At 73.9% G+C, this 25163-nt stretch carries 21 protein-coding genes and 1 tRNA gene; 9 read left to right on the top strand and 13 right to left on the bottom strand.

The features are described from left to right. The first annotated feature begins 54 nt into the window (after positions 1-54). The gene (locus F8568_RS38350) at positions 55-1869 is read left to right on the top strand and encodes an asparagine synthase-related protein (RefSeq protein ID WP_151598531.1); all 1815 of its coding nucleotides are present in this window, start codon (positions 55-57) and stop codon (positions 1867-1869) included. A 65-nt stretch (positions 1870-1934) separates the two neighbouring features. Here the strand turns inward: F8568_RS38350 and F8568_RS38345 are convergent. Beyond that, positions 1935-2007, bottom strand: a tRNA-Leu gene (locus tag F8568_RS38345). A gap of 239 nt (positions 2008-2246) precedes the next feature. Next, a complete protein-coding gene (locus tag F8568_RS38340; protein ID WP_151598530.1) occupies positions 2247-2744 on the bottom strand; it encodes an FBP domain-containing protein in 498 nt (165 codons plus the stop codon). A 102-nt stretch (positions 2745-2846) separates the two neighbouring features. Here F8568_RS38340 and F8568_RS38335 point away from each other — a divergent pair, with 102 nt between their 5' ends. Next, positions 2847-5156: an FUSC family protein gene (locus tag F8568_RS38335; protein ID WP_151598529.1), complete on the top strand. Its 2310-nt coding sequence runs from the start codon at positions 2847-2849 to the stop codon at positions 5154-5156. 35 nt (positions 5157-5191) lie between these two features. On the opposite strand, the gene F8568_RS38330 is transcribed toward F8568_RS38335, so the two are convergent. Beyond that, positions 5192-5965, bottom strand: coding sequence for an IclR family transcriptional regulator (locus tag F8568_RS38330; protein ID WP_151598528.1), 774 nt, complete (start codon positions 5963-5965; stop codon positions 5192-5194). A gap of 92 nt (positions 5966-6057) precedes the next feature. Between F8568_RS38330 and hutH the strand changes: the two genes are divergently transcribed. The 5 genes from hutH (at position 6058) to hutI (ending at position 13092) form a co-directional block, all read left to right on the top strand. Continuing rightward, positions 6058-7602 carry a histidine ammonia-lyase gene (gene hutH / locus F8568_RS38325; protein ID WP_151598527.1) on the top strand — a complete coding sequence of 515 codons (1545 nt, stop codon included), beginning with the start codon at positions 6058-6060 and terminating at the stop codon, positions 7600-7602. A gap of 11 nt (positions 7603-7613) precedes the next feature. Continuing rightward, a complete protein-coding gene (gene hutU / locus F8568_RS38320) occupies positions 7614-9266 on the top strand; it encodes a urocanate hydratase (RefSeq protein WP_151598526.1) in 1653 nt (550 codons plus the stop codon). 79 nt (positions 9267-9345) lie between these two features. After that, positions 9346-10566, top strand: coding sequence for an allantoate amidohydrolase (locus F8568_RS38315; RefSeq protein WP_236009904.1), 1221 nt, complete (start codon positions 9346-9348; stop codon positions 10564-10566). A gap of 10 nt (positions 10567-10576) precedes the next feature. Continuing rightward, positions 10577-11932, top strand: coding sequence for a formimidoylglutamate deiminase (locus tag F8568_RS38310; RefSeq protein ID WP_151598525.1), 1356 nt, complete (start codon positions 10577-10579; stop codon positions 11930-11932). Then, positions 11929-13092, top strand: coding sequence for an imidazolonepropionase (gene hutI, locus F8568_RS38305; RefSeq protein ID WP_151598524.1), 1164 nt, complete (start codon positions 11929-11931; stop codon positions 13090-13092). The genes F8568_RS38310 and hutI overlap by 4 nt, the downstream gene beginning before the upstream one ends. Positions 13093-13095: 3 nt before the next feature. On the opposite strand, the gene F8568_RS38300 is transcribed toward hutI, so the two are convergent. The 5 genes from F8568_RS38300 to F8568_RS38280 form a co-directional block, all read right to left on the bottom strand. After that, the gene (locus tag F8568_RS38300) at positions 13096-13716 is read right to left on the bottom strand and encodes a Uma2 family endonuclease (RefSeq protein ID WP_151598523.1); all 621 of its coding nucleotides are present in this window, start codon (positions 13714-13716) and stop codon (positions 13096-13098) included. A gap of 25 nt (positions 13717-13741) precedes the next feature. Further along, on the bottom strand, positions 13742-14239 hold the full coding sequence (locus F8568_RS38295) for a flavin reductase family protein (RefSeq protein ID WP_236009908.1): 498 nt from the start codon (positions 14237-14239) through the stop codon (positions 13742-13744). Beyond that, positions 14224-15927 (bottom strand): signal peptide peptidase SppA, encoded by a 1704-nt coding sequence (sppA, locus tag F8568_RS38290; RefSeq protein WP_151598521.1) that lies wholly within the window; start codon positions 15925-15927, stop codon positions 14224-14226. Before sppA ends, F8568_RS38295 begins: the two co-directional genes overlap by 16 nt. Positions 15928-16010: 83 nt before the next feature. After that, positions 16011-16502, bottom strand: coding sequence for a PaaI family thioesterase (locus F8568_RS38285; protein WP_236009903.1), 492 nt, complete (start codon positions 16500-16502; stop codon positions 16011-16013). Between the two features lie 92 nt (positions 16503-16594). Next, complete coding sequence (locus F8568_RS38280) at positions 16595-18130, bottom strand: serine/threonine-protein kinase (RefSeq protein ID WP_151598520.1); 1536 nt, start codon at positions 18128-18130, stop codon at positions 16595-16597. Positions 18131-18220: 90 nt separating this feature from the next. On the opposite strand from F8568_RS38280, the gene F8568_RS38275 reads away from it, so the two are divergent. Next, positions 18221-19087 (top strand): NUDIX domain-containing protein, encoded by an 867-nt coding sequence (locus tag F8568_RS38275; RefSeq protein WP_151598519.1) that lies wholly within the window; start codon positions 18221-18223, stop codon positions 19085-19087. Positions 19088-19118: 31 nt separating this feature from the next. Here F8568_RS38275 and F8568_RS38270 read toward each other — a convergent pair whose 3' ends face one another. The 3 genes from F8568_RS38270 to F8568_RS38260 form a co-directional block, all read right to left on the bottom strand. After that, complete coding sequence (locus tag F8568_RS38270; protein ID WP_151598518.1) at positions 19119-19484, bottom strand: ACT domain-containing protein; 366 nt, start codon at positions 19482-19484, stop codon at positions 19119-19121. Positions 19485-19504: 20 nt separating this feature from the next. After that, positions 19505-21736 (bottom strand): 1,4-alpha-glucan branching protein GlgB, encoded by a 2232-nt coding sequence (glgB, locus tag F8568_RS38265; RefSeq protein WP_151598517.1) that lies wholly within the window; start codon positions 21734-21736, stop codon positions 19505-19507. Positions 21737-22105: 369 nt separating this feature from the next. Next, complete coding sequence (locus F8568_RS38260; protein WP_151598516.1) at positions 22106-22315, bottom strand: hypothetical protein; 210 nt, start codon at positions 22313-22315, stop codon at positions 22106-22108. A gap of 214 nt (positions 22316-22529) precedes the next feature. Between F8568_RS38260 and F8568_RS38255 the strand changes: the two genes are divergently transcribed. Next, positions 22530-23288 (top strand): GntR family transcriptional regulator, encoded by a 759-nt coding sequence (locus F8568_RS38255; protein WP_151598515.1) that lies wholly within the window; start codon positions 22530-22532, stop codon positions 23286-23288. Here F8568_RS38255 and F8568_RS38250 read toward each other — a convergent pair. Both F8568_RS38250 and F8568_RS38245 read right to left on the bottom strand, forming a co-directional pair. Beyond that, positions 23270-24781: a maltokinase N-terminal cap-like domain-containing protein gene (locus tag F8568_RS38250; RefSeq protein WP_151598514.1), complete on the bottom strand. Its 1512-nt coding sequence runs from the start codon at positions 24779-24781 to the stop codon at positions 23270-23272. The genes F8568_RS38255 and F8568_RS38250 overlap by 19 nt on opposite strands. Before the next feature lie 2 nt (positions 24782-24783). Beyond that, on the bottom strand, positions 24784-25163 hold a 380-nt coding region (locus F8568_RS38245), incomplete at its 5' end, for an alpha-glucosidase C-terminal domain-containing protein (RefSeq protein WP_202125823.1).

Genomic DNA, 25163 nt, shown 5'->3' with positions numbered 1-25163 from the left:
TTAACCCGGGGCTGCTGGGGTCATTGCTCCGTCCCCAATGGAGTGGAGCGCATAGTGCGCGTCTATCTTCTGCTCGCCTCGCGCGAAGCGCGGAACCCCGTTCCGCCGGTCGCTCTCCGGGCGGCGAGACGCGCGGTCGGCGAGGCGTTCCCGGTGCCGTCCGAGGTGATCTCGGGTGTCGAGTGGTCCGCGCCGGACGGCCAGGTCGCGATGTTCGGCTGGTCGAACGAGCCGCGGCACGACCTGCTCCCCGGCACCGTCGCGGTGGGGACGGGGCGCCGGCTCGGATACTGCGGCTACCTGGCGGAGCCGAAGCGGGACGGCGACCTGCTGCTCACCGAGCCCGACCTGGGCGCGGCCGTGCCGGGACTGGGCGGCGTCTTCGCGGTGTTCCGCGCGGGCGAGGACGGCGTCGAGGCCGCGACGTCGATGGCCAGGGTGTGCCCCGTCTACCACGCCGAATCCCGCGGCGTGCGGATCGTGGGCAGCCGTGCGCTGCTGGTCCATCTGGTGGCGCGGGCGGTGGAGACCGGAGTGGAGGACCCGGAGGCCGACCTGTCGGTGGAGGCGCTGCACCCGCTGATCCGCCACGGGTTCTTCGTCAACGACGACACCCCCTTCCGCGGGGTGCGGGCATTGCCGGCGGGCGCGGTGCTGCGGGCGCCGCTCGGTGCCGCGGCGACCGTCCGGCGGCAGCCCGTGCCGGAGGCGCGCACGACGCCGGCGCGCGCCAAGGAGCAGCGGGGGCTGATCGAGCCGCTGGCCGGGGCGCTGGTGGACGCGGCGACCCCGCTCGGCCGGCACTCCGAACCGGTGACGCTGGCGCTGTCGGGCGGACGCGACAGCCGGCTGATGGCCGCGGTGCTGAAGGCCGCGGGCGTCCCGTTCACCGGGGCGACGCACGGTTTCGCGGACGATCCCGACGTCGTCCTCGCCCGGCGGGTGGCCGGGATACTCGGGATCGAGCACACCGTGGACCTGACCGTCACGGAAGGGCGCAAGGAGTCGGTGACCGTGCAGCATCCCCTCGCGCGGACGCACGAGATCGTCCGCATGTGCGAGGGGATGAACTCGGCGTACGAGAGCGTCAACAGGTACCGGCCCTACGACCCGGTGCCGAGGACGTCCGGCTCGGGCGGCGAGACGCTGCGCGGCGGCTTCCTCTACGACCAGGACGACGTGAGCCCGGACGGCCTCCGCAAGCGCCTGAGGCTGATCTTCTTCGCCGCGGAGCGGCTGATGACCGAGGACGCCAACGCGAGGGCCGCCGAAGAGCACCGGCGGTGGGCGGGACGCGACGGGTTCGACGTCCTCGACAAGCTGTACCTGTACTACCGCACCGGGCGGTGGATCGTCGGGTTGCACACCGCGACGCTCATGAACGCGCCCTACTACCACCCGTTCTTCGACAACAGGGTGGTACGGGCGGCGCTCGGCCTCGCGCCGGCATGGCGGCGCAGCGAATACCCGTTCTACCTGCTCATCCGGGAGCTCGCGCCGGGTCTGGCGGACGTCCCGCCGGAGGGCGGGAGGTGGCGGTTCGACCGGGAGCACAGGCCGGTCCTGGCCGGCCGGCGGGCGTGGCGGGCCCGCGAGGCGCTGGTGCCGCGCGGCAGGACCGCCGGGTTCAACTGGCGGACGTCCTTCGACGACGGCTTCCGCGACCTCCTGCGGGAGCGGATCATGGACGGTCCCGCCGAGCTGTTCGCCGTCGTCGACCGGGACGCGGTCGACGGCGCGCTGCGCGATTCGCCGAAGCGGTGGGCGAAGCAGCTCTGGCACATCCACACCGTGAGCGTCCTGCTGTCGGGGGAGTGGCGGCGGCCTCTGCCCGCTCTTCCGCCGGTCGTGATTCCGATCCCCGCCTGAACCGGGGTGCCGCGCCGGAGCGCGGTGACCGCGGATCGGCCACCGCATATCGCGGCGGTCTCGGGTGCCCCCGGTCGGATTCGAACCGACACTTCGACTCTTTTAAGGAGTTGGCCTCTACCTTTGGGCTACGGAGGCGTGCGCTGGTCGCGCGTCCCGGCCGGGCTCCGGCGCCATGCCGCGGAAACGTCACGTGACCATTCAAATGCCCACCGTGGCCACGGCGCCGCTTTCCGTGGATTCCGCGATCGGGCATGCTGCCATCCTGCCCTAGAGTTCGCCCCGGCTTCACCGAATTTCCCGGCTGGACCGGAAAAGGACGACCGATGGAATGGCCGTCCGTTGAATGGTAATGAATGCCGGGCGGGACGGCCGGTTCAGGCGGCGACCGTGTCGAGGAAGGCGTGCAGGTTGGCCCGCGTGCGGGCGATCTTCTCCGCCACGGTCAGGGACTCCTCGAGGTCCCCGCCGACCGCGGCCTGCCGCTTCCCGCGCAGGTAGAGCGAGCAGGCGAGGTCGGTGCACAGGTACCGGCCGACGGTGTTGCCCAGGCGTCCGGCCTCGCCCGTCCGCCGCGCGGTCATCAGGGCGACGCCGCCGCCGGTCCGCGTGGTCAGGCACAGCGAGCACAGGCTGCGCGCGGTGAAGCCGCGGGACGTGCCGGACGTGCCGCGCAGCGCGATGCCGACGAGGCGGCCGTCGCGTTCGGCGACCAGGTAGGCGCGCTCGGGCGCCCCGGGATCTCGCCAGCCGAGGAAGTCGAGGTCGTCCCAGGGGCTGCCGGCGAGGTCCTTGGGCAGGCCGAGCCGCCGGGCCTCGCCCTTGGAGCAGTTGACGAAGGACGTGCGGATGTCGCGTTCGGTCAGGGGGCGCATGCCGGGGACGGTAGCTTGCCTAGACATACTAGGCAAATTCTTAATCTACCTAGGTGACCGCGTCCGGGCCGGCGGCGGGTAGGATCGAACAAGATTGTGAGCGTGGCTAAGGACCTTTCGAGGGGGGAGCACCAACTGCTGGCGGACAGGGTGCGCGGGGGCGGCGGGAGCCTGCCGCGGCGGCTGGAGAGGGGGCTCCTCAAACGGGATCTCGGGCTGGCGCGGCTGCAGGCCGCACGGCGGATGCTGGTCAGCCTCCCGCCCGGGATGGCGGCGGGCCACGGCGTCGCCCACGCCCTCGGCGAACCCGCGTTCATCGGGCTGGTGCTCGGCGCGCTGCCCGCCATGCTCACCTCGCTGCTGATCGCCGACAACGGCACGGGACGCGCGACGGCCCGCGCGGCCGTCGTCTACGCGCCGTTCACCGCGGCGCTCTACCTGAGCATGACGCTGCACCCGCACCGGTTCCTCGGGCTGGCGGCGCTGGTCCCGGTGCTGTTCGCGCAGTTCTACGCGGCCCGCTTCGCGCCCTGGGGCAACGACGCGGGCGCCGTCCTGTTCGCCGGATACCTGAGCGGCCTGCTGCTGCCGATGCCGCTGACCGAGTTCGGGCCGCTCGCCGCGATCGCCGCGGCGGGCCTCGCGGCCTCGATCGCCGCCCGGCTCGCGCTGTGCCGGCCCGCGCCCGCCCGGGCGCTGGCGCGGATCCAGCGCGCGTTCCTCGCCTGCGCCGCCGACGTGACCCGCGCCGCCGCGGACCTGCTGGACGCGCCGGACGCCGGTGCGGCCCGCGAGCGCGCGCTGCGCCGGCTCCGCCGCCGGCAGGCCCGGCTGAACGAGTCCGCGCTGGTCGCCGACGGACTCCTCGCCCAGCCCGGCACCACCGGTGAGGCCGAGCGCCTGCACCGGCTCCTGTTCGAGACCGAACTGGTCGTGCAGGCCGTCGGCCGGGCCGTCCGGGAGCTGGACGACCTCGACCCGCCGGCCGGCCTGCGCGCCCGCGTCACCGCCGCGCTCCGCTCCTACTCCGCGGGCGCCGCCGGAGAGGAGTTCGACGAGCGCGCGGCCCGCGACCTCGTCGGCTGGCTGGACGCGCGGCGCGCGAGCGGCCCGGCCGCCGACGTGCGGACCTCCTCGCTCGTCCACCACCTGGCCGTGCTGCTGACCGACCTGTCCAGGACGTCGCGCACATGGGTGGACGCCGGGCGGGCCGCGCCGGACAAGGGCGACGCGGCGCCGTTCCAGTCGCCGGTCGTGCTGAGCGCCGGGCACACCGTCCTCGGGTCCGGGCCGGTCGCCGAGCGGCTCCTCGCCTCGGGCGGGCCATGGCGGCGGCTGCGGGTCTCCCCGCACCTGCGGACCGCCCTGCAGGTGGCGGTGGCGATCTCGATCGCGGTGCCGATCGGCGACCTGATCAGCGGGCGGCGGTTCTACTGGGCCGCGATCGGCGTCATGATCATCTTCACCGGCACGAATACCACGCACGAGCGCGTCCGCAAGACCTGGCAGCGCGCGCTCGGCACGGTCGCCGGCGGCGCGCTCGGCGTCGCATCGTTCGAGCTGCTCGGCGCCGCGCACCCGTGGATCAGCCTGCTGCTGGTGGTCGCCGGGCTGACGGTCGGCGCGTACGCGATCGCCTCGCACTACACCTGGTGGGTCATCGGGCTGGTCGTCGCGCTCGTCCAGCTGTACGCGTTCACGACGGACTTCAGCAGCTCGCTGATCCTGCTGCGCCTCGCCGAGAACATGGTGGGCGCCCTCACGGCCGTGCTGGTCGGGCTGGTGCTGCTGCCCGTCGGCACCCGCAGGATGATCGACGAGGCGGTCCGCGGGCACCTGTCGGCCGTCCGCGACCTGGTCGCGGCGGTCGGCGCGCACCCCTGGCGGCCCGGGGACGTCCCGCTGACCAGCGCGTCCCGCGCCGTCGACCAGGCGCTGTTCCGGCTGAACGCCGTCCTGCGGCCGATCGTCCGCCGCCCGACCGGCGGATCGGGGCACCTGGACGCCGAGACGCTGATGACGCTGACCACCGTCACCGGCCACGTCCGCGAGATCGCCGCCGCCCCGCCCGCCGTCCCGCCGCAGGCCGAGCGGACGCTGCACGCCGTCACGGCCAGGATGGCGCTCTCCCTGGACGCACTGATCGGCGCCTTCGCGGGCGAGACCGGCGGCGTCTGGCGCCGGTCGGGCGAGGCCCTCGACCGCCTCGACCAGGCCCTCGTCCACGACCTGGACGCCGTCGCCCTGCGGCACCGCCTGCAGGTCCTGGCCCTCGCCGACGACGCGCTCGCCGCGCTCGCCGAACGCCGCGGCATGCACGTCGTGGGCGAGGAGTACGCGGCGGTGGCGCCCGAGCGCCGCCTCCAGCTCGCCTCCCTCCGCTCCCGGCGCCGCCTCGCCGAAGCCTGCTGAGCCCTCGGAGCCCTCGCCGAGGCCGAGCGACCGGGTCAGAGGGCCGGGGGACGTCCGGTCAGGCGGGTGGTGAGCGAGTTCGCGGCGGTGCGGATGTCGGCGGCCAGGGCGGGCCAGGTCTCAGGCGGGTGGCGATCGCGGCGGAAGGTGAGGGTGACCGCGGCGGTCGGGTGGCCGGTGTGGTCGAACGCGCAGGCTGCGATGCTGGCGAAGCCCTCGGTGATGTAGCCGTCCTCGGCCGACCAGCCGCGCCGGGCGTCCTCGGCGAGCACGCGGCGCAGCTCGCGCAGCGACGCCGGGCCGCGCCCGGTGCGGGTCACGAAGCGTCCCGGGTACCTCGGGAACAGGGCCCTGACCTGCGCGGGCGGCAGGTGCGCGAGCAGCGACAGGCCGCTCGCGGTGAGCTGGGCGGGCATCCGGACGCCGACGTCGGTGACGAGCGTGGCGTGCCGGGGCGGCTGCTCCTTGAGCAGGTAGAGGGTCTCGGCGCCGTGCAGGACGCCGAGCTGGGCGATCTCGCCGACGCGGTCGACGAGGCGGCGCAGCAGGGGGCGCGCGAGCCGTTCGAGGGGCTCGTGGCGCAGGTAGGCCGAGCCGATCTCGAACGCGGCGACGCCGAGGCCCCAGCGCCGCTCCTCGGGGATGGCGGTGACGAAGCCGTCCTCTTCCATCGCGGTGAGCAGGTGGTAGGTGCTGGAACGGGGCAGGTCCAGGGCGCGGGCGATCGCGGACGCGGGCAGCGGTCCCGGCGCGGCGGCCAGCAGGCGCAGCACCGCCAGCGCGCGGCGGGCGGCGGGGACCTGGCTCATGCGCGCATTGTCTCGTATCTGAGACGGATCCGGCCGCCCGGCCCTCCCCGCGGCGCCCTCCGCCGGGTGGAATCGTGGGTATGGGTTTCGTCATGGGAGACACGAGTGTTCGGGTCGGTCCGGATCCGCTGGCGTTCGATCAGGTCGTGGCGGTGGCACGGGACGGCGCGGAGGTGTCGCTGACCGACGAGGCGCTGACGCTGATCGGGGAGTCACGGGCGCACATCGAGGAGCTGTCGTCGCGCCCGCTGCCGGTCTACGGGGTCTCGACGGGGTTCGGGGCGCTCGCGACCCGGCACATCCCGCCGGAGATGCGGGCTCAGCTGCAGCTCAACATCGTCCGGTCGCACGCCGCCGGGTCGGGCGCCGAGGTGGAGCGGGAGGTCGTCCGGGCGCTGATGCTGCTGCGGCTGCACACCCTCGCGACCGGCCGGACGGGCGTGCAGCCCGTCACCGCGCGGACCCTCGCCGCGCTGCTGAACGCCGGGATCACGCCGCAGGTGTTCGAGCACGGGAGCCTCGGCTGCTCCGGCGACCTCGCGCCGCTCGCGCACGTCGCGCTGGCGCTGATCGGTGAGGGTCAGGTGCGGGACGCGGCCGGCGAACTGCGTCCGGCGGCCGAGGTGCTCGCCGAGCACGGCATCGCCCCGGTCATGCTGGGCGCCAAGGAGGGCCTCGCCCTGCTGAACGGGACGGACGGCATGCTCGGCATGCTCGTCCTCGCCCTCCACGACCTGCACCGGCTGCTGACCGCCGCCGACGTCGCCGCCGCGATGAGCGTCGAGGCGCTGCTCGGCACCGACCGGGTGTTCGCCGCCGACCTGCAGGCGCTGCGCCCGCATCCGGGGCAGGCCGCGTCGGCCGCCAACCTGCGGGCGCTGCTCGCCGACTCGCAGATCATGGAGTCGCACCGCGGCCCCGACTGCACCCGCGTCCAGGACGCCTACTCGCTGCGCTGCTCGCCGCAGGTCAACGGCGCCGCCCGGGACACCCTCGCGCACGCCGAGCTGGTGGCGGCGCGGGAGCTGGCGTCCGCCGTCGACAACCCGGTGGTGCTGCCGGACGGGCGGGTCGAGTCGAACGGCAACTTCCACGGCGCGCCGATCGCCTACGTGCTCGACTTCCTCGCCATCCCGACCGCGGACGTCGCGTCGATGTCGGAGCGGCGCACCGACCGGATGCTCGACAAGGGCCGCTCGTCCGGGCTGCCCGCCTTCCTCGCCGACGACCCCGGCGTCGACTCCGGCCACATGATCGCCCAGTACACGCAGGCCGCGATCGTCTCGGAGCTGAAGCGGCTCGCCGCCCCCGCGTCCGCCGACTCCATCCCGAGCTCGGCGATGCAGGAGGACCACGTGTCCATGGGCTGGAACTCGGCGCGCAAACTGCGCCGCGCCGTGGACGGCCTCGCGCAGGTGGTCGCGATCGAGATCCTCACCGCCGCGCGGGCGCTGGACCTGCGCAGCCCGCTGCGGCCAGGGCCCGCGACCGGCGCCGTCGTCGCGAAGCTGCGCGAGGCCGTCCCGCCGCCCGGCCCGGACCGCTACCTCGCGCCCGAGATCGCCGCCGCGGCCGCCATGGTCCGGGACGGCTCGCTCGTCGCCGCCGCCGAATCCGTCACCGGCCCCCTCTCCTAAGGAGCCCGCACATGTCCGGTCCCCGACCCGTTCGCGCGCCGCGCGGCACGACGCTCACCGCCGCGAAGGGCTGGCCGCAGGAGGCCGCCCTCCGCATGATCCAGAACAACCTCGACCCCGAGGTGGCCGAGCACCCCGACGACCTCGTCGTCTACGGCGGGTCGGGGCGGGCCGCCCGCAGCTGGGACGCCTTCGACGGCATCGTCCGCTCGCTGGCGGACCTGGAGGGCGACGAGACGCTGCTCGTCCAGTCCGGCAAGCCGGTCGGGATCTTCCGGACGCACGAGTGGGCGCCGCGCGTGCTGATCGCCAACTCCAACCTGGTGCCGCAGTGGGCGACCTGGGAGGAGTTCCGCCGGCTGGAGTCGCTCGGGCTGACGATGTTCGGCCAGATGACCGCCGGGTCGTGGATCTACATCGGCACGCAGGGCATCCTGCAGGGCACCTACGAGACGTTCGCGGCCGTCGCCGAGAAGCGGTTCGGCGGGACGCTCGCCGGGACGATCACGCTGACCGCCGGGCTCGGCGGCATGGGCGGCGCGCAGCCGCTCGCCGTCACGATGAACGGCGGCGTCGCGATCTGCGTCGAGTGCGACCCGTCCCGCATCGAGCGCCGCGTCGAGCACCGGTACTGCGACGTCAAGGCCGACTCGCTCGACGACGCGCTGCGCCTCGCCGAGGAGGCGAGGGCGGCCCGGCGGCCGCTGTCGATCGCGGTGCTCGGCAACGCCGCCGACGTCGTCCCCGAGCTGCTGCGGCGCGGCGCGCCGATCGACATCGTCACCGACCAGACCAGCGCGCACGACCCGCTGATGTACCTGCCGAGCGGCGTCGCGTTCGACGACATGGCCGCCGAGCGCGGCAAGGACCCCGAAGGCTTCACCGCCAAGGCCCGCACGTCGATGGCGCGGCACGTCGAGGCGATGGTCGGGTTCCAGGACGCGGGCGCCGAGGTCTTCGACTACGGCAACTCGATCCGCGGCGAGGCGCAGCTCGCCGGCTACGCGCGCGCGTTCGAGTTCCCCGGGTTCGTCCCCGCCTACATCCGGCCGCTGTTCTGCGAGGGCAAGGGCCCGTTCCGGTGGGCGGCGCTGTCCGGCGACCCCAAGGACATCGCCCGGACGGACAAGGCCATCCTCGATCTGTTCCCCGACAACGAGCCGCTGACCCGGTGGATCCGGATGGCGGGGGAGAGGGTGCACTTCCAGGGCCTGCCGTCGCGGATCTGCTGGCTCGGCTACGGCGAGCGCGACAAGGCCGGCGAGGTCTTCAACGACCTCGTCGCGCGCGGCGAGATCAGCGCCCCGATCGTGCTCGGCCGCGACCACCTCGACTGCGGTTCCGTCGCCAGCCCGTACCGGGAGACCGAGGGCATGAAGGACGGCTCCGACGCGATCGCCGACTGGCCGCTGCTGAACGCCCTGCTCAACACCGCGTCCGGCGCGACGTGGGTGTCGATCCACCACGGCGGCGGCGTCGGCATCGGCCGCTCCATCCACGCCGGGCAGGTCTGCGTCGCCGACGGGACGGCCCTCGCGGGCGAGAAGCTCCGGCGCGTCCTGACCAACGACCCCGGCACCGGCGTGATGCGCCACGTCGACGCCGGCTACGACCGCGCCGCCGAGGTCGCCGCCGCCCGCGGCGTCCGCATCCCCATGCGTTGACTTGCGGCGAGTCGTCGTTATGAAGGCGTCCATAACGACGACTCGCCGCAAGTCAACGAGGTTCGGGTGAGGAGGGGTGTTGGGGTTCGAGGAGATGTGGCGGGCGCTGCTGCCTGTCGGGCGGGACGCGGATACGGGCGGGTACCACCGGTTCGCGTGGACGCCGCCGGAGCTGGAGTGCCGCGCCTGGTTCGCCGACGAGGCGCGCCGGCGCGGCCTGGCCCTGGAGCACGACCGCAACGGCAACATGATCGCCTGGTGGCGTCCCGAGGAGGGCGAGGGCGAGCCGCGGGTCGATCGGGGGCACAGGGCGGTGCTCACCGGCAGCCATCTGGACTCCGTGCCCGGCGGCGGCGCGTTCGACGGGCCGCTCGGGATCGTGTCCGCGTTCGCCGCGGTCGACCTGCTGCGCGAGCGCGGCGCGACGCCGCGGCGGCCCATCGGGATCGCGGCGTTCGCCGAGGAGGAGGGCGCCCGGTTCGGGGTGGCCTGCCTCGGTTCGCGGCTGCTCGCCGGCGCGATCGATCCGGCCCGGGCGCGGGGGCTCACCGACGGGGACGGCCGCACGTTCGCCGAGGTGCTCCATGGCGCCGGGCTCGATCCGGACGCCATCGGGCCCGACGAGGAGCTGCTCGGACGCGTCGGCTGCTACGTCGAGCTGCACGTCGAGCAGGGGCGGGCGCTCCGCGAACCGGTCGGCGTCGCGAGCTCGATCGTCCCGCACGGGCGGTGGCGGCTGGAGTTCGCGGGCGAGGGCAACCACGCCGGGACGACCGCGCTCGCCGACCGCCGCGACCCGATGATCCCGTTCGCCGGGATGGTCCTCGCCGCCCGCGACGCCGCCGAGCGCAACGGGACGGTGGCGACGGTCGGGAAGGTCCGGGTCGTCCCGGGCGGGGTGAACGCGATCGCGTCGTCCGTCACCGCCTGGCTCGACGCGCGCGGGCCCGCCGACGACGCCGTCCGCAGGACCGTGGCCGAGGTCGGCGCCGCGGCGCGCGAGGCCGCCCGCCCGCACCGGGTGGCGGTGGAGCTCGCCGAGGAGTCCTACACCGAGATCGTCGACTTCAACCTGGCGCTGCGCGACCGGGTGGCCGGAGCGCTGGGCGGCGCGCCCGTGCTGCCGACCGGCGCGGGCCACGACGCCGGCGTCCTGTCCGCGCGGCTGCCGACCGCGATGCTGTTCGTCCGCAACCCGACCGGCGTCTCGCACGCGCCCGCCGAGCACGCCGAGACCGCCGACTGCCTCGCCGGGGTCGAGGCCCTCGCGGCGGTACTGGACGACCTGGCCCGGGGGTAGGGAACCAGATATGCGCTGGCATGCCCAGTTCGCCTGGCTCGGAGACGGGGTGGCGGCCGACGTCCTCATCGAGGCCGACGGCGAGCGGATCACCAGCCTCACGCGCGGCGTCCCGGCCCCGCCGCACGCCCGGCACCTGCCCGGCCTGACCCTGCCGGGCCTCGCGAACGCGCACTCGCACGCGTTCCACCGCGCCCTCCGCTCCCGTGTCCAGATGAACAGAGGGACGTTCTGGACGTGGCGCGACCAGATGTACGAGGTCGCCGACCGCCTCGACCCCGCCTCCTACCGGGCGCTGGCCAGAGCGGTGTTCGCGGAGATGGCGCTCGCCGGGATCAGCTGCGTCGGCGAGTTCCACTACCTGCACCACCGTCCCGGCGGGGCCCCCTACGACGCGCCGAACGCGATGGGGGAGGCGCTGATCGCGGCCGCCGCCGACGCCGGCATCCGGATCACGCTGCTGGACACCTGCTACCTCACCGGCGGCATCGGCGAGCCGCTCAAGGGCCCGCAGCTGCGGTTCGGCGACGGCAGCGCCGGGAACTGGGCCCGCCGCGTCGACACCCTCTACGAGCAGACCGACAAGGCGGACAGGCCGCACGCCCGCGTCGGCGCCGCGATCCACTCGGTCCGCGCGGTGCCCCGCGAGCAGGTGCGGGCCGTCGCGTCCTGGGCGAAGGAGCACCGCGCGCCGCTGCACGTCCATCTGTCGGAGCAGCCCGCCGAGAACACCGCGTGCCTCGACGCGTACGGCGTCACGCCCGCGCGGCTGCTCGCCGAGGCGGGCGCCCTCGGCCCGCTCAGCACCGCCGTCCACGCCACCCACCTCACCGATGACGACATCGGCCTGCTCGGCGCCACCACGACCGGCGTGTGCATGTGCCCGACCACCGAGCGCGACCTCGCCGACGGCATCGGCCCCGCCCGGCGCCTCGCCGACGCGGGCGCGCCCATCTGCCTCGGCTCCGACCAGCACGCCGCCATCGACCTGTTCGAGGAGGCCCGCGCCGTCGAGCTGGACGAACGTCTCCGCACCCGCGTCCGCGGCCACTGGACCGCCGGCGAGCTGCTCGCCGCCGCCACGTCCAGCGGCCACCACGCGCTCGGCTGGCCCGAGGCGGGGCGCCTCGAACCCGGCGCGTACTGCGACCTCGTCACGGTCGCGCTCGACTCCGTTCGCACCGCCGGCGCGGGCCGCGCGCACGCCGCCGAGGCCGCCGTGTTCGCCGCCACCGCCGCCGACGTCCGGGACGTCGTCGTGTCCGGACGCCAGATCGTGCACGACGGCCGGCACCTGCTGGTCGACGACGTGCCCGCCGCGCTGGCCGCCGCCGTCGAGTCCGCCACCCGCGAGGAGCCCGCTTGAGCACCGCCATCACCAACATCGGGGAACTGGTCACCAACGACCCGGGCCGGGGCGACGGGCCCCTCGGCATCGTCCGGGACGCCGCGCTGGTGATCGAGGACGGCGCCGTCGCCTGGACGGGCCCGGCGGCCGAGGCCCCCGCCGCCGACGAGGCCTTCGACGCCGCCGGACGCGTCGTCCTGCCCGGCTTCGTGGACTCCCACGCCCACCTCGTCTTCGCCGGCGAGCGCGCCGAGGAGTTCGCCGCCCGGATGAGCGGCCGCCCCTACGCCGCCGGAGGCATCCGCACCACCGTCGAACGCACCCGCGCCGCGTCCGACGACGACCTGCGCGGCAACCTCCGCCGCCTGGTCGGCGAGATGGCGCGGCAGGGGACGACCACCGTCGAGTGCAAGTCCGGCTACGGCCTCACGGTCGACCAGGAGGAGCGCGCCGTCCGCATCGCCGCCGAGGTCGCCGACGAGGTCACCTACCTCGGCGCGCACGTCGTCCCGTCCGAGTACGGCGACGACGCCGCCGGCTACGCCCGGCTGGCCGCCACGGACATGCTCGCCGTGTGCGCGCCCCACGCCCGCTGGGTGGACGTGTTCTGCGAGCGGGGCGCGTTCGACGCCGACCAGGCCCGCGAGGTGCTGGAGGCCGGGATCAAGGCCGGGCTCATGCCCCGGCTGCACGCCAACCAGCTCACCGAGGGCCCCGGCGTCCGCCTCGCCGTGGAGCTCGACGCCGCGTCCGCCGACCACTGCACGTTCCTCGGCGACGCCGACGTGGACGCGCTCGCCTCGTCCCGGACCGTCGCGACGCTGCTGCCGGGCGTCGAGTTCGCCACCCGCCAGCCCTACCCGGACGCCCGCCGGCTCCTCGACGCCGGCGCCACCGTCGCCCTCGCCACCGACTGCAACCCCGGCTCCTGCTACAGCTCCAGCATGGCGTTCTGCATCGCCGTGGCCGTCCGCGACATGCGCATGACTCCGGCCGAGGCCGTCTGGTCCGCCACCGCCGGCGGGGCCCGCGCCCTGCGCCGGACCGACGTCGGCCATCTCGCCGTCGGCGCGCGCGCGGACGTCCACGTGCTGGACGCCCCGTCCCACGTCCATCTCGCCTACCGCCCCGGCGTCCCGCAGACCCACGTCGTCTGGAAGGCCGGCCACCGAATCTGACCGTCAGGCGGGCATGGCCACCGCGAGGTCGGGCCACCCGATCTGGATTTCGAACGGTATGGTCACATTGAGCGCCCATATATCGCGGTCCCGGTGAGCGATACCGACCCTCGAATAGGACGTATCCGTTCCTATCGGGGCGTAGTGCTCGACGATGGTCGCACCCAGTTCATCGAACTGGACGATCAGGTAGTGCGGGATAAGTGCTTTGGCGTATTCGCCCATTTTGTGGATACGGTCCCGCGAAACCGGCCAGCGCGAGACCACCTCCGCGACGATGACCGCGTCCTGCGCCTCGAGCATCTCGAACTGCCCGCGGCAGCGGTGCACGATCGCATCGGGTATGCGGACCGTCAGCGGGACCTCCCGCAGCTGAAGCGGCACCTCCGTGTTGATCTCGTAGCACGTGGCCGGTTCCCCTGAGGGGGACGCCTTGTACTTGAGCACCGCGGCCTCGAAGGCGTTGGCGAGCCGGAACGCCGTCTTCTGGTGCGGTCGGCTGCGCGGTTCCCGGGGCACCAGGCGGCCCTCGACGACTTCGTTGTCGCGCTGGACGTCCTCGTCCAGCGCGAGATAGTCATCGAGCGACAGGAGTCGCTGGAATGCAAGTTCGTTCGTCGTCATGTCGCCATCATCGCGATCCGGCACCTTATTCGCCCCCAAGATAGCGGCGGTTGACTCTTATGAGCGGTTTCTGATCGCGGGCGACGTAGTCCGTGGTGAGGACTTCGGCGGTGAAAAGGGTGTGGTCGCCGGCCTCGATGCGCTGCCGGGTCTCGCATTCGAGGGCCGTGACGCCCGAATCGGGGATCAGGGCGCCGGACGCCTCGCCGCGGTGGTGCGGCTCACTGGCGAGCAGAAGGCGGGCGCTCGGGCGGCCCTCGGCGGCGAACCGGCCGGCGAGGGCGCGCTGGCCCGCGCCGAGGACCGTCGCCGCCCACCGGTCCGTGCGGGACAGCACCTCGGCCAGGTAGGACGACGACGCCACGCCGGCCAGCACCATCGGCGGCTCCAGCGACACCGACATGAACGAGGTCACCGTCGTGCCGAGGTCGTCGCGGCCGTCCCGGACGGTCAGCACCACGACCCCGGTGGCGAACCCCGCGACCGCCTCGACGAAATCGGAGGGGGTCAGCGGATCTCCCAGGTGCCGGGCAGGGTCAGCGGGCCGGCGGACGGGAGGCCGAGGCGGGCGGCGAGGCCGCCGAGCGAGCCCCATCCGTCGAACCGGGCGGACGCGGCGGTGCGGTCCTCGCTGGACTCCGGCGGGCGCAGCCGCTCCAGCGGCGAGGTGTGCGGGTAGGAGCGGACGGGCGCGTCCGCGGGCAGCCCCGCCTTCTTGCGGGCCAGCTCGAGCGCCGTGTCGATGCCGCCGAGCTCGTCGACGAGGCCGCGGTCGCGGGCGTCGGCGCCGGTCCAGACCCGGCCGCGGGCCAGCTCGTGGACGCGCTCGCGGGACAGCTCGCGGCCCTGCGCGACCTTCGCGGTGAAGTCGTCGTAGATCTTGTCGAGAGAGGCGTTGATGCGCTCCCACTCGGAGTCGCTGAAGTCCTTGGTGGCGCTGAACATGCGGGCGTGGTCGCCGTCCGCGACCGAGCCGAGGCCGATGCCGATCCGGTCGAGCAGGTCGTTCACCACGGCCTTGCCGACGACGACGCCGATCGAGCCGGTGATGGTGCCGGGCTGCGCGACGATCGTGTCGGCGGCCATCGAGACGTAGTAGCCGCCGGACGCGGCGACGTTCCCCATCGAGACCACCACCGGCTTGCCGGCGCGGCGGGCGAGGACGACCTCGCGCCAGATCGCGTCGGACGCGACGGCCGACCCGCCGGGGCTGTTGACGCGGAACACGATCGCCTTGACCCGGTCGTCCTTCACGGCGGCGCGGAACGCGGCGCCGACGGTGTCGGAGCCCATCGCGGGGCCGGAGTTCGGCAGCGGTCCGCCGCGGCCGGAGCGGCCGAGCCGGATCGGGCCCTGCCCGTTGATCAGCGCGACGACGTCCTGGCGGCCCGGCTGCGGGATGCGGCGGGCGAGGCCGTGCGTCCGGTTGTAGCGGGAGACGTAGCGCAGCTGCGCGTCCGCGCCGAACTCCTTGCGCAGGAACGCGTACACCTCGTCGCGGTAGCCGAGGTGGTCGACGAGGCCCTCCTCCAGCGCCTCGCCGGCGAGCAGCGGGCCGCGGTCCGTCAGGTCGCGGACCTTGTCCTCGGGCAGGTCGCGGGCGGCGGCGATGCCCGCGGTGATCTGCTCGCCGAGGGACGTGACGAGCCGCCGCGACGACTCCTCGTGCTCGGGCGTGTACGCCTTCTCCATGAAGGTGTTCGCCATGGTCTTGTACTCGTACCGCTTGGCGAACCGGGGCCGCACGCCCGCCTTCTCCAGCGCGCCCGCGAAGAACGGCTCCTCCAGCGCGACGCCGGTCAGCCCGACCTCGCCGGTCGGCTGCAGGTACACCTTGTCGAACCCGGTGGCGAGGTAGAACGGGACGGTGCCGTGGCCGCCCTCGCCGAACGTCTCGGCCCAGGCGACGGTGAGCTTGCCGGCGTCGCGCAGCGCCGCGACGGCCTCGCGCAGCTCCTGCGCGAGGGCCAGCCCGACGCCGCCGGTCACCTTCACCACCAGCGCCTTCACCCGGTGGTCGGAGCGGGCGCGGCGCAGCCCGTCGAGCACGTCGCGCAAATTCGTCCGGCGCATGGACATGATCGCCGAGATGGGGTCCGCGGGCGCGGTCTCCACGATCCCCTCGGTGAGGTCCAGCTCCAGGATCAGCGGTGCCGTCCGCCGGTCCCGGGCCTGCTTGATGACGTTGACGACGGTTCCGGGATCCACCATGGCCCCAGCCTATGCGTTCGCCCGCGGGCGCCCGGTCCGCCCCGGGTCCCGCGCGCCCTCCGCCGCGAGGAGGAGCGCCGGCCCTATTTGCGGGCGAAGGCCTTGTTCGGCAGGACGCTGGCCGACGCCTGCGCGAGGGGACGGCCCTGCGCGTCGCTGATGACGGCGTTGGCGACCATCCGGGTCCTGCCGGGGTGCACGCACGTCCCGGTGACCGTGTAGGTCTCGCCCGCGCGGACGCCGCGCAGGTAGTCGATGTTGAGGTTGAGCGTGAGCATCGGCATGAAGTGCTCGCAGGTGCTGCTGCCGGCGAGGCAGACGGCGTTGTCGAGGATCATGGCGATGTAGCCGCCGTGCACGGTGCCGCCGGGGTTGCACAGCTTCTCGGCCGGCGTCCAGGCGATGTCGACGCGACCGGGCTCGGCGGCCGTGATGACCTGCCCGATGTAATCGTTGATGTCGGAGATCTGAGGGAACGCACCGTCGGCCATGGCCTGGATCAGCTCGGCGCCCGTCAGGGTGTCCCACATCCGCGCGGTCTCCCCGAAGGCCGCCGGTTCCGCCTCGACGCTCAACTCGTGTCTCCCCTGATCATGCGACGTCTCGCACCGAATGTTATTCGGCGTACCGTCCGCGCGGCACTGTGCCCTTCGTCACCGGGATCGGATCAGCCGATCTTGTGGAGCGTCCCCGACGTGGTGCCGATGCCGGTCGAGGTGTACCGCAGGCCGCCGGACACCTGCTCCAGCGACACCGGCCCGCCCGTGCAGAACCCCTCGCTCCCGGTGCTGCGTATCGTCGTCTCGTCGAAGTCGACCTTGGAACCTGACACGCTGGACACCTTCAGCCGGGTCTGGCAGCCCCACCGGAGGTACTCGGCCGTCCCGCCGTCGCTCCCGCCGGTCAGGTGCACCGTCACCGTGGTGCTGACGTCGCCGATGGTGATGCCGCCCTGCTGCGTCAGCGTGCCCTCCCACGTCCCGCCGAACGCCGCGGGCAGCGACCCGCCGGCCCCGCCCGAGCCGTTCCCGCCGCCGGACGGGGACGGGGAGGCGGACGAAGAGTTCTGTGCCGGCGAGCCGTGCGACGACGCGGTGACCGGCGTGTCGGAGTCCCCGCTCTTGGTCAGCAGGATGACGGCCGTCGCGCACGCGATGGCGACCGCGGCCGCCGCCGCGACGATGACCCGGGTGCTCCTGCCGTGACCGCGCCCGTCATGGGCGGGCGGCGGCGGTCCGGGGACCGGCGGCTGCGGGTGCGGCTGCGTGAGGTTGCGCGGCGCGAACGGGTCCGTGGCCGGCCCGGACGGGGACGCGCCCCCGCCGGCGTTCGGGCCTGGGGCCGGGGGCACCGGCACCGGCGGACCCCCATAGGGCGCCTGCGGCCGGGTGACGTCCGGCGCGGGACGCGTCGTGGGATCGATCAGCCGCATCGCGAGGTCGCGGGAGGACGGGCGGCGGCCCGGGTCCTTGGCGAGGCACTCGGAGAGCAGTGGGCGCAGCGTATCCGGGACCCCGGTGAGGTCGGGGTCGGCGGTGGCGATCCGGTGCATCATCGCCTCGACCGTCACCGCGCCGGCGAACGGCGGCCGCCCCGTCGCCGCGAACACCATGGTGCCCGCCCACGCGAACACGTCCGACTTCACCGTCGGCGGACGGTCGCGCAGCCACTCGGGGGCGAAGTAGGCGGGGGTGCCGACCATCTGCGTGCGGGTCTCGGCGTCGATCGCGCGGGCGATCCCGAAGTCGACGACGCGGGGGCCGTCCGGACCGAGGAGCACGTTGGCGGGCTTGAGGTCGCGGTGCACGATCCCGGCGGCGTGGATCGCGGCCAGCGCGCTCGCGGTGTTGACCGCCAGCCGCTGCAGGTCCCCGCCGCGCAGCGGGCCCGCGTCCGCGACGCGCTCCTGCAGCGAAGGACCGTCGACGAACTCGCTGGCCACGTAGGGGAGCGGGCCCTCGGCGGACGAGTCGAGCCCCGCGGCGGTGGCGAACGGCGCGACCTGCCGCGCCGCCGCCATCTCCCGGGCGAAGCGCTCGCGGGCCCGCGCGTCGGCGTTCTTCAGGACCTTCACCGCGACGCGCTCCCCGGACGGCCCTTCGCCGAGGTAGACGACGCCCTGGCCGCCCTCGCCAAGCCGTCCGGTCAGCCGGTAGCGGCCGATCTCGCGGGGATCGTCGGGGACGAGGGGCTGAACGGGCATCTTCGGCTTCCTCCGGCATGGGGGACCAGGGTCGGCCCCCCGAACGACGGCACCACCGTACTTGCGTCACCGAGCGGATATCGTCGCTCCATGGGCGATGGGGACGGCTGGGCCGATTGCGACCTGGGGCACACGCACTGGGGACGGTACGGCGCGGCGGGCCTGCTGGCCTACCACCGCGACGCGGAAGGCCAGATGTGGATCCTGCTGCAGCAGCGCGCCTGGTGGGGTCTCGGCGGCGGCACGTGGGGGATGTTCGGCGGCGCCACGCACAGCCATGAGGACCCGGTGACCGGCGCCCTGCGCGAGACGGGCGAGGAGTGCACGCTCGACACCGGGCTCGTGCGCGTGCGCGGTACCCGCATCGAGGACCACGGCGGCTGGGCGTTCACGTCCGTGATCGGGGCGCTCGACGAGAAGGTGCACGTGAAGCCGGCGTCGCGGGAGACACGCCGCGCCGAGTGGGTCCGCGAGGAGGAGGTCGAGGACCGCAAGCTGTTCGCGCCGTTCGAGAGGTCGTGGCCGCTGCTGCGGGAGGCGATGAAGGGCCTGGTGCTCGTGGTGGACGGCGCGAACGTCGTCGGGTCCCGGCCGGACGGCTGGTGGAAGGACCGGGCGGGCGCCAACGCCCGGCTCCGCGACGCGCTGGCGGTGCTCGGCGAGGGCGTCCAGGGGCTGCCGCCCGGCCCCGTCGCGTTCGACCGCTGCTACCCGGAGGTCGTGCTGGTCGTCGAGGGGGCGGCGCGGCCGGTGGCGGACGAGCCGGTGGACGGCGTGCGGGTCGTGGCGGCGGCGGGCAGCGGCGACGACCGCATCGTCGACCTCGTCCGGGACGCGGAGCCCGACACCGAGTACCTGGTCGTGACGGCGGACCGGGGGCTGCGCTCCCGCTGCGAGGCGGCCGGCGCGCACGTCACCGGACCCCGCTGGCTCATCGACCGCCTCGAACGGCGCTGATCCGCGGCTCCCCGGTCAGCGCCGGCCCGGGTCAGCGGTCCGAGACGCGGTGGCCGGCGTCGCGGAGGGCCTGCGCCGCGTCCTTCAGCCGGTGGTCCGGCACCAGGACGAGGTCGGCGTGGTAGGTGGAGGCGACGAACACCGGCACGCCGGCGTCCGCGAGCGGCCCGACGACCGCGGCGAGCATGCCGGGCAGGTCGAGGCCGTGGCCGGCGTCGCCGTAGAAGCCGACCCAGCGCTCCGCCTCGGTGAACGGCGACGCCTCCCGCACGACGGTCAGGCCCTCGGGGGCGCGGACCAGCGCGATCCACTCGTCGTCCTCGGGGAACGTCGCGTTCGGCAGATGCTCCACCAGGAACTCGGACGGGACGATGTGCAGGTGCTGCGCGGCGCTCATGGCGCCACCCTAGAGCCCGATCACTCCGGGACGAGCCACACGGCGCCGAGCGGCGGGACGCGCAGCACGGCGGAGGCCTCCAGCCCGTGCCACGGCTCGGCGGCCGCCTCGACGCGGCCGAGGTTCCCGACGCCACTGCCGCCGTACTCGTAGGCGTCGGTGTTGACGACCTCTCGCCACCCGCCCTCCTTGGGCAGGCCGATGCGGTAGTCCTCGTGCGGGGTGCCGGCGAAGTTGACGACGCAGGCCATCACCGGCGGCTCGGCGTCGTCCTTGGACGTCCCGTACCGCAGGTAGGACAGGGTGTTGCCGCCGGCGTCGTTGCCGTCGATCCAGCGGAACCCCTCGTGGTCGCTGTCGCGGGACCACAGCGCGGGCTCCGCGCGGTAGGCGCGGTTGAGCTCGCGGACGAGCTTCTGCAGCCCGAGATGCAGCGCCCCTTCGGCGGCGTTGTCGAGCAGCCACCAGTCGAGCGGGCGCTCCTCCGCCCATTCGGCGCCCTGCCCGAACTCCTGGCCCATGAACAGCAGCTGCTTGCCGGGGTGCGACCACATGTAGGCGAGCAGGGCGCGCAGCCCCGCGAACCGCTGCCAGGTGTCGCCCGGCATCTTGCTGAGCAGCGACCCCTTCCCGTGGACGACCTCGTCGTGTGAGAGCGGCAGGACGTAGTTCTCCGCGAACGCGTACACCAGCGAGAACGTGATCTCGTTGTGGTGGTAGTGCCGGAACACGGGCTCGTGGCGGAGGTACTCCAGGGTGTCGTGCATCCAGCCCATGTTCCACTTGAACCCGAAGCCGAGGCCGCCGAGATGGGTGGGGCGGGACACGCCCGGCCAGGCCGTCGACTCCTCCGCGACGGTGAGGACGCCCGGGTTGCGCTTGTAGACCGTCGCGTTCATCTCCTGGAGGAACGAGATGGCCTCCAGGTTCTCGCGGCCGCCGTAGACGTTCGGCGTCCACTCGCCCTCGTTGCGCGAGTAGTCCAGGTACAGCATCGAGGCGACCGCGTCTACGCGGAGCCCGTCGACGTGGAACTCCTCGATCCAGAACGACGCGTTCGCCACCAGGAAGTTGCGGACCTCGGCGCGCCCGAAGTTGAACACCAGCGTGCCCCAGTCGGGATGCTCGCCGCGGGCCGGGTCCTCGTGCTCGTACAGGGCGGTGCCGTCGAAGCGCGCCAGCGCCCACTCGTCCTTGGGGAAGTGCGCGGGCACCCAGTCGATGATGACGCCGATACCGGCCTGGTGCAGCTTGTCGACGAGGTACCGGAAGTCGTCGGGGGTGCCGAAGCGGGACGTCGGCGCGTAGTAGGACGTCACCTGGTAGCCCCAGGACGGCCCATAGGGGTGTTCCGCCACCGGCAGGAACTCCACATGGGTGAACCCCATGTCCTTCACGTACGAGGTCAGTTCCTCCGCCAGCTCACGGTAGTCGAGCCCGGGACGCCACGAGCCGAGGTGCACCTCGTACACGCTCATTGGCTCGTGCACCCACTCGTGCTCCTTGCGGGCGCCCATCCAGTCGCCGTCGCCCCACGCATAGGACGAGGTGTAGATACGCGACGCCGTCGCCGGGGGACGCTCGGTGTGCTGCGCCATCGGGTCGGCCTTGGTGCGCCACTGCCCGTCCGCGCCGAGGATCTCGAACTTGTAGCACATGCCGTCGCCGACGCCCGGGACGAACAGCTCCCACACGCCCGTTGACCCGAGCGACCGCATCGGGTGCGCGCGGCCGTCCCAGTGGTTGAAGTCGCCGACCACGCGCACGCCCCGCGCCGTCGGCGCCCACACGGCGAACCCGGTGCCGGACACCGGTCCGAACGCCGACGCGTACGTCCGCACGCGCGCCCCCAGCGCCCGCCACAGCTCCTCGTGCCGTCCCTCGCTGATCAGATGCAGGTCGAGCTCGCCGAGCGTCGGCAGGTGCCGGTACGGGTCGTCCTGCACGGTCTCGATGCCGTCCCGGTACGTCACCGCCAGCCGGTAGTCGGGGACCGCGAGGGGCGCCTCGTCCTCGCCGCCGCCGGCCAGCGACGCCGACTCCGGCAGCGTCCCGGCGAACACGCCCTGGTGGAAGTGCCGCAGCGGGTGCCGGTCCCCGTTCGGCAGGACGACCTCGACCTTGTCCGCCAGCGGGCGCAGCGCCCTGACGGTCACCCCGTCCCGGCCGGGATGCGCCCCGAGGACGCCGTGCGGATCGTGGTGGTCGCCGCCGACGAGCCGGTCGATCTCCGCGCGCGTCACCCGTGCCATGGCGTCATGGCCTCCTCGCACATCGCTCGCATCGCCCGGGATCCGGGGCCCGGGGCCGTCCCCGGGAACAGCCTTGATGCCGTTTCCCTGTAGGAGTGCCCCGAGATCGGGCGAACTCACATGGCGGGGCGAGGACGATTTGCGACCGCATGGACGGCACGACACTTTGTCAGGGGTCGCGCCGATTGCGCCGTCCATGCGGTCACGTCTACCTGGCCCCAGGGGTGACACCGACCCCGCCGCCCTGGGATCCATTCCTGTGTCACCTCAGCGACACAGGTACCTTCCGTACCGGAGCGTTCCGGCCCGGTCCGCCCCCGCCTGCGGACCGGGCCGCGCCGCTCCCCGCGACGCCTCACCGCGGCCGCCTCACCCGTCCCCGCGCGCCTGCTCGAGCAGCAGCTCGCGCAGCCCCGCCGGATCGTCCGCGGCCACCGTCATCGCACATCCCGCCTGCAGTTGCGCGTCCGTCAGATCGCCGCTCCGGGTGGCGTACCAGCGCCCGGCGTCGCTGCGCCAGACCTGCCAGCCCGGAAATTCCCCCTCGATGGCCGTCTTCAGATCGTCGAAGTCGCCCATCAAGGTCGTCCTTTCCCCGAGGCGGCTCTTCTGTATACAAAAGTCTTACTCGGTCTGAGAGGTGTCAAGCTGTCCGTAAGCGGACCATGCCCCCGCGGATAGCGGCCGGCTAGGTATGAGTGACGGGAAGGAGGGGGCGAAATCGAACACCGCATCGAATGACCACCGCGTCGACTGACCGGGGGCGCGCCGGAACGAAGGGGAGGTGACGCCGGTGCCGGACCGTCCCGCCTACCTGCGCATCGCCGACACGCTGCGAGAGGGGATCCGGGACGGCAGCCTCCCGCCGGGGACCCGGCTGCCGACCATGGCGGAGCTGTGCGCCGCGCACGGCGTCTCGGAGATCGTCGTGCGGCAGGCGGTCGCGCTGCTGCGCACCGAGGGGCTCGTCGAGACGCGCCGCGGCGGCGGCACCGTGGTCCGGGTCGTGCCGCCCGCCCGCCGGGTCGCGATGGAGCGCTACCGCGCCGTGACCAGGCCGCTCGCGGTGCCCGAGACCACCTTCACCCGCGACCAGAAGATCAGCTGGCAGGAGTACCGGCTCGACAAGGAGTACTCCCGTGTGCGCGCGGACGACGACCTCGGCGCGCTGTTCGAACTGCCCACCGGCACGGAACTGCTGCGCCGCCGGTTCGTGTTCTACGCGCGCGGCGAGCCGTCGCAGATCTCCGTCAACTACCTGCTGTGGGACCTCGTCGGCGGCACCCCCGTCGCCGACCCGGAGCGCGAGCCGTGGCCCGGCGGCACGCTCGCCCAGATGGCCTACCTCGGCCACCCGCCGACCCGCGTCGAGGAGGCGGTGCGCTCCCGCATGCCGACCCCCGAGGAGACCGAGACGCTGCGGATGGGCGGCGGCGTCCCGGTCATCGCCATCACCCGCCGGATGCTGTCGCGCGCCTCGGTCATGGAGGTCTGCCGCGACATCGTGATCCCCGCCGACCGCGTCGTCCTGGACTACTCCATCGACCTGTGACCCGGACCTCTGAACCGGACCTTTGAAATGGGCCCGTGTCGGCCGGCCAGGTGCTCCAGCGAGCGCAGCGGCACCGGCAGCCAGGACGGCCGGTTCCGCGCCTCGTACCGGATCTCGTACACCGCCTTGTCGAACTCGAACGCCCGCACCAGCGCCGCGTGCGCGGCCGGGTCGGGGCCGCCCGCCGCCGCGTACCCGGCGCAGAACGCGGCCCGGTTCCGCTCCGCCCACGCCTGGGCGCGCAGCTCCAGCATGTCGGCCGTGCCGGGGGCGAGGTTCCCGTCCGAGGCGATCAGGAACCGCGCCGCGTACTCGAACGAGCGCAGCATCCCGGCGACGTCGCGCAGCGGGTGCCCGGGCGCGCGCCGCTCCGCTGGCGCCCGGGCGGGCTCGCCCTCGAAGTCCAGCAGCACCCAGCCGTGGTCGGTGCGCATCACCTGGCCGAGGTGGAAGTCGCCGTGCACCCGCTGGAACGGCAGCTCCGCGCCGGCCGCGGCGACCTCCGCGAACGCCGCGCGGACGGCGGCGGCGTGCGGGCGCAGCTGCGGGACGTCCTCGGCGACCGCGTCGAGCTGCTCGTTCATCCCGGCGGCCAGGGCGCGCAGCCGCTCGGCGGGCGCGGCCGTCACGCCGAACGCGTCCGCGAGGTCGCGGTGCACCTGCGCGGTGGCGGCGCCGAGCCGTTCGGCCTCGGCGGCGAAGTCGCCGCCCGCCGCGCCCGCGTCGTCCGGGGTGAGCGCGGCCGGCGGACCGGAGGGCGGGCCGGGCGGGGGCTGCCGGGCGAACCAGTCGCGGACGCTGGTGAGCGCGAGCTGCCATCCGTCGGCCGCGCTGCGCAGGAACTCCGACAGCAGCGCGAGCGTGACGGGTTCACCGCCCGCGCCGTCGCCGGGCGCGAGCTCGATCCAGCCGTGCACGGCGGGGACGTGCTCGCAGCCGGCGCGGGTGAGCGCGAGGTTGACCTCCAGATCGGGGTTCACGCCCGGCGTCAGCTTGCGGAACAGCTTGCACATGTACGCGTCGCCGAAGACCAGCGAGGTGTTGCTCTGCTCGGCGGTGGACGGCGCGCCGTCCAGGTCGGTGCGGATGCCCGTGCCGGGCGTGCGGCGGAACCGCAGCGGCCCGATGACCGACTCGCCCGCCATGTGGGCGAGCAGCGGCCGGGTCTGCTCGGGGTCGTGGACGGCGTCGTAGGCGTGGCCGGCGATCCCGGCCGCCCCGGCGAGCAGCCCGATCTCGTGCGGGCGCAGCCGCTCGGGCAGGTCGCGGCGGACGCCGAGGAGGACCTGGTAGTGCTCGGTGGCGCCGCCCTGGCGGACGTCGAGGACGAGGTGGTGCAGGCCCGGGTCCCCGGTCCGCAGTTCGGTGGCGGTGCCGATCGCGAGGTCGTCGATGGGGGCGTCCTTGCCGCCGAACCACCGCTGCCGCGGCAGCCAGCCGGCCAGCAGCCGGACGAGGGACGGGTCGCCGCCGTGGCCCGCACCGCCGCCCACGGTCACATCACCCGCTCGGCGGGCGGTTCGTCGGGCGGGGGCGGCAGCAGGAACCAGTAGAACCCGTGGCCGGGGAGCGTGAGCAGGTACGGCAGGTCGCCGATGGCGGGGAACTGCACGCCGCCCATGCACTCGATCGGCGTCGATCCGCGGAACCGCCGCAGGTCCAGTTCCACCGGCTGCGGGAAGCGCGACAGGTTGTTCACGCACAGCACCGTGTCGGTGCCGCCCCATTGGTTGGTGTCGCCGTTTCCTATCTCGCGGGTGAAGGCGAGGACGGAGGGGTTGGAGGCGGACAGTTCGACGTAGCTGCCGACGCCGAAGACGGGGTGGCGCTGCCGGATCTCGATCATTTTGCGGGTCCAGTGCAGCAGGGATCCGG

Source organism: Actinomadura physcomitrii (assembly GCF_008923205.2).
GTDB classification, from domain to species: Bacteria; Actinomycetota; Actinomycetes; order Streptosporangiales; family Streptosporangiaceae; genus Spirillospora; species Spirillospora physcomitrii.
This window is presented reverse-complemented; position numbering and strand designations above follow the sequence as displayed.

Coding starts and splice junctions, on each gene's coding strand:
- F8568_RS38340 (WP_151598530.1), bottom strand. CDS start 2,744: ATGCGCCCCCTGACCGAACGCGACATCCGCACGTCCTTCGTCAACTGC.
- F8568_RS38330 (WP_151598528.1), bottom strand. CDS start 5,965: ATGAGCCAGGTCCCCGCCGCCCGCCGCGCGCTGGCGGTGCTGCGCCTG.
- hutH (WP_151598527.1), top strand. CDS start 6,058: ATGGGAGACACGAGTGTTCGGGTCGGTCCGGATCCGCTGGCGTTCGAT.
- hutU (WP_151598526.1), top strand. CDS start 7,614: ATGTCCGGTCCCCGACCCGTTCGCGCGCCGCGCGGCACGACGCTCACC.
- F8568_RS38310 (WP_151598525.1), top strand. CDS start 10,577: ATGCGCTGGCATGCCCAGTTCGCCTGGCTCGGAGACGGGGTGGCGGCC.
- F8568_RS38300 (WP_151598523.1), bottom strand. CDS start 13,716: ATGACGACGAACGAACTTGCATTCCAGCGACTCCTGTCGCTCGATGAC.
- sppA (WP_151598521.1), bottom strand. CDS start 15,927: ATGGTGGATCCCGGAACCGTCGTCAACGTCATCAAGCAGGCCCGGGAC.
- F8568_RS38280 (WP_151598520.1), bottom strand. CDS start 18,130: ATGCCCGTTCAGCCCCTCGTCCCCGACGATCCCCGCGAGATCGGCCGC.
- F8568_RS38275 (WP_151598519.1), top strand. CDS start 18,221: ATGGGCGATGGGGACGGCTGGGCCGATTGCGACCTGGGGCACACGCAC.
- F8568_RS38270 (WP_151598518.1), bottom strand. CDS start 19,484: ATGAGCGCCGCGCAGCACCTGCACATCGTCCCGTCCGAGTTCCTGGTG.
- glgB (WP_151598517.1), bottom strand. CDS start 21,736: ATGGCACGGGTGACGCGCGCGGAGATCGACCGGCTCGTCGGCGGCGAC.
- F8568_RS38260 (WP_151598516.1), bottom strand. CDS start 22,315: ATGGGCGACTTCGACGATCTGAAGACGGCCATCGAGGGGGAATTTCCG.